Below are 5,450 nucleotides of genomic sequence, written 5' to 3' on the forward strand. Positions count from 1 at the left end.
CGCGCCATTGGGGCCGATCAGGGCGTGAATCTCTCCGGGGTGCAGGTCGAGCGTCACGTCCTTCGACGCCTGTAGCGCGCCGAAGCTTTTGCAAATCGCGCAAGTTTGCAGCAGCGGCTCAGTCATGGGCCACCTCCCGTCCGGCAATCAGCCCAATGACACCGCCCCGCGCGAACAGCACGACGCCAAGCAGGATCGCCCCCAGATAAACATGCCAGTAGTGGCTCAGGTCTTCGAGGACATATTCCAGTGCGATGAACAGCATCGCCCCTGCAACAGGGCCCGACAGCCGCGCGATGCCGCCAAGGATGATCAGGATCATGATCTCACCCGACATGTGCCAGCTCAGCATCGAGGGGCTGACGAAGCGGTTGAGATCGGCAAATAGCGCGCCAGCCAGCCCCGTGACGGCCCCCGAGATCGTGAAGGCCACCAGACGCAGCCGGTAGGGGGCCAGCCCCACGGCCTCCGCCCGCGCCGCGTTCTGGCGGGTGGCCTGCAACGCCAGCCCGAAGGCGGATTTCCCCAGCCGGTCGGTCAGGACCATCACCACCACAAGGATCACGAAACAGATCAGGAAGAAGTTCAGCGGCACCAGCGTGTTCACGCCGGGAAACCCGTTGCGCAGGTAGATCGACATGCCGTCCTCGCCGCCATAGGTCGGCCAGGAAATGGCGAAATAGAACAGCATCTGCCCGAAGGCGAGCGTGATCATGATGAAATAAACGCCGGTCGTGCGCAGCGACATCGCGCCGATGACAAGTGCTGTCAGGGCAGAGGCGATCAACGCCACCAGCCAGATGATCGGCATCGACTTGGTGCCCTCGATCACGCCCCAGATCGGCATGTAGTTCTGCGCGTGGAAGGCGAGGATGCCCATGGCATAGCCGCCCACCCCGAAGAATGCCGCGTGCCCAAGGCTGACCAGCCCGCCAAGCCCAAGCGCGATGTTCAGCCCGACGCCCGCCAGCGCCAGGATCGCGGCCTTGGTGGCGAGCGTGATGATATAGGGTTCTTCCATGGCGTAGGCGATCAGTGCCGTGGCCAGAAGGATGCCGGGAATGACGAGGTTCAGGATCGTTTCGCGCCGCATCAGGATTGCCCTCCGAAAAGGCCAGAGGGTTTGAAGAGCAAAATGCCCGCCATCAGGATGTAGATCGTCATCGACGCCAGCGACGCCCCCACGGTCGTCGCGCTGCTTGCATCCATGAAGAGGCCAAAAAGCTGCGGCAGCATGATCCGACCAAGCGTGTCGGTCAGCCCCACCAGCAGCGCGCCCACGAAGGCCCCCTTGATGGACCCGATGCCGCCGATCACGATGACGACGAAGGCCAGGATCAGCACCGGCTCTCCCATGCCGACCTCGACCGACTGAATGGGCCCGATCATCGCGCCCGCCAGCCCCGCCAGCGCCGCGCCAAGGGCAAAAACCAGCGTGTAAAGCTTGCGGATATCGACGCCGAGCGCGGCGATCATCTCGCGGTCTGCCTCACCTGCCCGAATCTGGATGCCGATCCGGGTGCGGGCGATCAGCCAGAACAGCCCCGCCCCGACAGCCAGCCCCACGGCGATGATGAAGAGCCGGTATTTCGAATACTCGATCCCACCCGGCAGCATGGTCGGCCCCGACAGCAGGTCGGGCGTATCGAGGTAAAGCGGCAGCGAGCCGAAGAAAAAGCGCGTGCCTTCCGAAAAGATCAGGATCAGCGCGAAGGTTGCCAGCACCTGATCCAGGTGGTCGCGGTCGTAAAGCCTTCGGATGACCACCATTTCCACCAGCGCCCCGATCATAGCCGCGGCCATCAGCGCCCCCATCAGCGCCAGCCAGAAAGACCCGGTCCAGCCCGCGACGGCGGCCGCCGCGAAGGCCCCGATCATGTAGAGCGAGCCGTGGGCGAGGTTGATCAGCCCCATGACCCCGAAAATCAGGGTCAAGCCCGCCGCCATCAGGAACAACATGACGCCAAATTGCAGCCCGTTGAGAAGCTGCTCGATCAGAAGAGCTGCTGACATGGAAAATCCCTTTGTTGGCCGGGCCTTGCGCGGGGGCAGGCCCGGCCGGTCAGGCCATTACATCTGGCACTGGTCCGCGTAGGCGTCGCCGTGATCTTCCAGCGCAGTGCCGACAACCACATTGGTCAGCACATCGCCCTGCATCACAACTTCACGGACATAGATATCCTGAATCGGGTGATGGTTCGGCCCGAAGGCGAAATCGCCACGGGTGCTGTCGAAATTGGCCGCTTCCAGCGCGGCGCGGAAGGCATCGGCGTCATCGGGATGCGCGACTTCCATGGCCGAGAGGATCAGGTTCGCGGTGTCGAAACCCTGCGACGCATAGAGCGAGGGCAGGCGGCCATATTCGGCCTGGAACGCCTCGACAAAGGCGACGTTCGTGGGGTTGTCCAGATCCTGGCTCCATTGTGAGGTGTTGTGCACGCCAAGCGCGGCCTCGCCCACGGCCCCCAGAATACCCTGGTCAAAGCTGAAGGCCGGGCCAATCAGCGGGATATCCACGCCCGATTCCGCATATTGACGGACAAAGGCGATGCCCATCCCGCCGGGCAGGAAGAAATAGACGCTGTCCGCGCCGGAATTGCGGATCTGGCTGATCTCGGCGGCGTAGTCGGTCTGGCCAAGCTGGGTATAGACCTCTTCGGCCACATCGCCCTCGAACATCCGCTGATAGCCGGTCAGCGCATCGCGGCCCGCCGGATAGTTGGGCGCAAGGATGAAGCTGTTGGAATAGCCCGCCGTGTTGGCGTAGGCGCCCGCCGCTTCGTGCAAGCCGTCATTCTGCCACGCCACGTTGAAATAGTTCTCGTGGCAGCCGGGACCGGCCAGTTGCGAGGGGCCGGCATTGGGTGACAGGTAGAACACGCCCTGCGCGGTGGCCGACGGGATCACCGCCATGGCCAGGTTCGACCAGATGATGCCGGTCATGATGTCCACGTCATCGGACTGGATCATGCGGTCGGCCAGTTGCACGGCCCGGTCGGGCGCGCGTTCATCATCCTCGATGATCATCTCGATATCGTCGCGGCCCGACTGTTCGATGGCCAGCATGAAGCCATCACGCACGTCGATGCCAAGGCCCGCGCCGCCACCCGAAAGGGTGGTGATCATGCCGATGCTGACGCCGTCAGCCAGCGCCATGGAGGAGGTGGAGGCCATCAGCCCCGCCAGTGCCAGTGTCTTGAGTTTCATTGTAACTCTCCCTGTTGTTCGTTGTCTCAGAATGCCTTGAAGGTCAGCGTCGTCAATGTCCGCTCGATCCCGTCCACGTCGCGGAAAGCATCGTTGATATAGCGGCCGATATCGTCCCCCTTCGGAATGATGAGCTTCACCAGAAGATCATATTCCCCGCTCGTGGAATAGAGTTCCGCGTGGATTTCCTTCAGCACGATGGCGAAGGCCACGTCATAGGTGGTGCCGGGGCGGCAGCGGATCTGGACGAAAACGGTCTGCATCAGCCCTCCTCGCGCAGCTTGTAACGCAGGATCTTGCCCGTGGGGGTTTTGGGCAGCGCCTCGATGAATTGCACCCGGCGGGGGTACTTGTAGGGTGCAATGGTGCTTTTGACGTGGGTTTGCAGCAGTTCCACCAAAGCGTCGCTGGCGGTGTGACCTTCGGCCAGCACCACATGCGCCTCGACGATATGGCCGCGCGCCTCGTCCGGTGCGCCCACAACCGCGCATTCGGCCACGGCGGCATGGGACAGCAGCGCCGCCTCCACCTCGGGCCCCGCGATGTTGTAGCCTGCCGACACGATCATATCGTCATTGCGCGCGGCAAAGTGCAGGTAGCCGTCCGAGTCCATGGTGAAACTGTCGCCGGTGATGTTCCAGCCGTCCCGCACGTAAGTGGTCTGGCGTGGGTCGTTCAGGTAACGGCACCCTGTCGGCCCGCGCACGGCCAGCCGCCCGATTTCGCCATGGGGCACCTCGTTCATGTCGTCATCCACCACCTTCGCCTCGTAGCCCGTCACTGGGCGGCCCGTGCAGGCGGGGCGGTGGTCGTCGAAGCGGTTGGTGACGAAGATATGCAGCATTTCCGTGGCGCCGATCCCGTCGAGCATCGGCTTGCCGGTCTTCTGCATCCATTCGTCATAGACCGGGGCAGGGAGCGTTTCCCCCGCTGAAACGGCGGCGCGCAGGGATGACAGGTCCGCGCCCTCATCCATCGCGCGCAGCATGACCCGGTAGGCTGTGGGCGCTGTGAAACAGACCGTCGCTTTGAACTGTTGGATGATCTCGATCATGTTGGGGGGCGAGGCGTTTTCCAGCAAAGTCGCCGCCGCCCCGAAGCGCAGCGGGAAGATCGCAAGCCCGCCAAGCCCGAAGGTGAAGGCCAAAGGCGGCGACCCGACAAAGACATCCTCGGGCGTGACCTGCAGCACCTCGCGCGCATAGCCATCCGCGATGATCATCAGGTCGCGGTGAAAATGCATTGTGGCCTTGGGCTCGCCCGTGCTGCCGCTGGTAAAGCCCAGAAGCGCCACATCGTCCCGACCGGTCTGGACGCTGTCGAATTTCACGGGCTTGGTCAGCGCCAGCCGGTCAAGCTCCGCGTCGTGATTGGCGGTCCCGTCAAACCCCACGACTGATTTCAGGAATTTGCTCGTCTTGGCGCAGGCGATCATGTCTTCCATCAGCCGCGTGTCACACAGAGCGAACTGCACCTCGGCCTTGTCCACGATCTTGGTCAGCTCGCCCGCCCGCAGCATCGGCATGGTGTTGACCACGACCGCGCCCGCCTTGGTTGCAGCGAGCCACGCCGCCACCATGGCCGGGTTGTTCGCGGACCTAATCAGCACCCGGTTGCCCGGTTTCACGCCCAGATCCTCGACCAGCACATGGGCCAGCCGGTTGGTCCAGTCGGTCAGCTCCTTGTAGGTCCGCCGCCGCCCGTTCCCGATCAGCGCGGTGTGATCCCCGAACCCTTTTTCCACCATGGAATCCGTCAGTTCCCATCCGGCGTTCAAGTGATCGGGGTAATCGAATCCATCCAGCAGGAAATCCGGCCACTGGTCAGCGGGCGGCAAGCCCTCGCGGGAAAACGTATCTGTATGGGCCGTCGGTCCGAGCATGTCAGCCTCCCGTGAATGCCGCCATGGCCTGGCGGGCGATGATGACTTTCTGAACGTCCGAGGCGCCCTCGTAGATGCGCAGCGCCCGGATCTCGCGGTAGAGCTTCTCGACGGTTTCACCGGATTTCACCCCGTCGCCGCCATGAAGTTGCAGGGCCTTGTCGATGACCTTCTGCGCCTGATCGGTGGAGAAGAGCTTGGCCATCGCCGCCTCTCGCGTGATCCGCGCCGCGCCGGAATCCTTGGCCCAGGCCGCACGGTAAACGAGCAGCGCCGCCGCATCCACATCCACCGCCATATCCGCGATATGCCCCTGCACCATTTGCAGATCAAAGAGGGGTGCCCCCCGCACATGGCGGGT

General features: G+C 63.4%; 6 protein-coding genes and 1 pseudogene. All 7 read right to left on the reverse strand.

Annotated elements, in window-relative coordinates; all coding sequences use genetic code 11:
* A pseudogene (locus BKY26_RS20715) lies at positions 1 to 126 on the reverse strand (ABC transporter ATP-binding protein); the annotation flags it as partial.
* Positions 119 to 1,093: a branched-chain amino acid ABC transporter permease gene (locus tag BKY26_RS15825; protein WP_071691354.1), complete on the reverse strand. Its 975-nt coding sequence runs from the start codon at positions 1,091 to 1,093 to the stop codon at positions 119 to 121. The pseudogene BKY26_RS20715 and the gene BKY26_RS15825, both read right to left, overlap by 8 nt.
* Entirely contained in the window at positions 1,093 to 2,013 is a 921-nt protein-coding gene (locus BKY26_RS15830; protein ID WP_071691355.1) for a branched-chain amino acid ABC transporter permease, read from the reverse strand. The genes BKY26_RS15825 and BKY26_RS15830 overlap by 1 nt, the downstream gene beginning before the upstream one ends.
* A gap of 57 nt (positions 2,014 to 2,070) precedes the next feature.
* Positions 2,071 to 3,207 (reverse strand): ABC transporter substrate-binding protein, encoded by a 1,137-nt coding sequence (locus BKY26_RS15835; protein ID WP_071691356.1) that lies wholly within the window; start codon positions 3,205 to 3,207, stop codon positions 2,071 to 2,073.
* A 26-nt stretch (positions 3,208 to 3,233) separates the two neighbouring features.
* Complete coding sequence (locus BKY26_RS15840; protein ID WP_131541904.1) at positions 3,234 to 3,473, reverse strand: Lrp/AsnC ligand binding domain-containing protein; 240 nt, start codon at positions 3,471 to 3,473, stop codon at positions 3,234 to 3,236.
* Entirely contained in the window at positions 3,470 to 5,089 is a 1,620-nt protein-coding gene (locus tag BKY26_RS15845) for an AMP-binding protein (protein ID WP_071691358.1), read from the reverse strand. The genes BKY26_RS15840 and BKY26_RS15845 overlap by 4 nt, the downstream gene beginning before the upstream one ends.
* A gap of 1 nt (position 5,090) precedes the next feature.
* Positions 5,091 to 5,450 (reverse strand): acyl-CoA dehydrogenase family protein (locus BKY26_RS15850; RefSeq protein WP_281249843.1); only part of this gene is annotated, 360 nt, incomplete at its 5' end.

Origin of the sequence: Nioella sediminis (assembly GCF_001879695.1) — a bacterium.
In the GTDB taxonomy this organism is placed as follows: domain Bacteria; phylum Pseudomonadota; class Alphaproteobacteria; order Rhodobacterales; family Rhodobacteraceae; genus Nioella; species Nioella sediminis.